The following is a 1,292-nucleotide window of genomic DNA, read 5'->3' as shown; positions in this document are numbered from 1 at the left end:
GCCTCGGTCGGTCGCCGACCCGTCGGGCCACTCCGACGCGACCGCATCGGCACAGGCCAGTACGATTTCGACCGTCCCGGCGTGCGCGTCGAGAACGTGCTCGCGCGCACGCTCCGCGGGGTCGGCGGGGCCGGTGGGATTGGCGGCAGCAGCGGGGTCGTTCACGGCTGACTCCGCTCGGCGAGACGAAATAAAAAGTGGGATTTCACCGGCGCGCGAGCGCCGCGAGCGCGGGGACGGGCCGGCGTCCAGTGTCGGGTTTATTTTCACGCGCGAACGGTCACCGAAAACACCCGTGCGAGGGGAAAAGCCTACAAGTGAGGCCCGGAACGATGGAGATAGAGATGGCACAGATGATTCCACTGTTCGGACCGATTCCCGGCGGGATGGAGATGATGGTGATTCTCCTCATCGCCGTCCTGCTGTTTGGCGCAAACAAGATTCCGAAGCTCGCACGTTCTACCGGCGAAGCGATGGGCGAGTTCAAGAAGGGCCGCCAGGAGATAGAAGAGGAACTGAACGAGATGAGCGACCCCGACGTGGAGACGGTCGAATCGGACGTTAGCTCGCCCGACGCCGACACCAACACCGACACCAACGTCGAGACGAACACGTAGACGGCCACTTTTCGCGGATACGTAACCGATTTCGGTTACTTCAAACCCCAATCTGACGCCGGAGTTAAGGAGCTTCGGTACCCACCTACGACCACATGAGTACCGACGAAGAGCTACAAGAAACCAACACCGAAGAGCGCTTCGAGTTCAAGAAAGAACAGCGCGCCGCGGTCAAGTCCGACAAGGGCCTCACGGAGGAGGTCGTGCGGCTCATCAGCGAGGACAAGGACGAGCCCGACTGGATGCGCGAGCGGCGGCTGCGCGCGCTCGAACACTACCAGAACATGCCCCTGCCGACCGACTGGCCGGGCCAACCCGACCTCACCAAACTCGATGTCGAGGAAATCGTGCCGTACATCCGCCCCGACGTTGACAAACGCGAGGGCGCGGACAGTTGGGACGACCTGCCCGAGGAGATTCAGGACACCTTCGAGAAACTCGGCATTCCCGAGGCCGAGCGCAAAGCCCTCTCCGGGGTCGGCGCGCAGTACGAGTCGGAGGTCGTCTACCAGAACATGCAGGAGCAGTGGGAGGACAAAGGTGTGGTATTCATGAACATGGACGAGGCCGTCAAGGAGCATCCCGACCTCGTCAAAGAACACTTCATGACCTCCTGTGTCCCCCCGAGCGACAACAAATTCGCCGCGCTTCACGGCGCGGTCTGGAGTGGCGGGA

General features: G+C 62.2%; 1 protein-coding gene and 1 pseudogene. Both read left to right on the top strand.

What is annotated here, in order from left to right:
- Positions 1-332 precede the first annotated feature (332 nt).
- Positions 333-617 (top strand): Sec-independent protein translocase subunit TatA/TatB, encoded by a 285-nt coding sequence (locus EKH81_RS16000; RefSeq protein ID WP_132058734.1) that lies wholly within the window; start codon positions 333-335, stop codon positions 615-617.
- 95 nt (positions 618-712) lie between these two features.
- A pseudogene (locus tag EKH81_RS15995) lies at positions 713-1,292 on the top strand (Fe-S cluster assembly protein SufB); the annotation flags it as partial.

Source organism: Halorussus amylolyticus, assembly GCF_004143485.2.
In the GTDB taxonomy this organism is placed as follows: Archaea; Halobacteriota; Halobacteria; order Halobacteriales; family Haladaptataceae; genus Halorussus; species Halorussus amylolyticus.
Note: the sequence above shows the minus strand (reverse complement) of the source record. Positions and strands in the feature narration are given on the sequence as shown.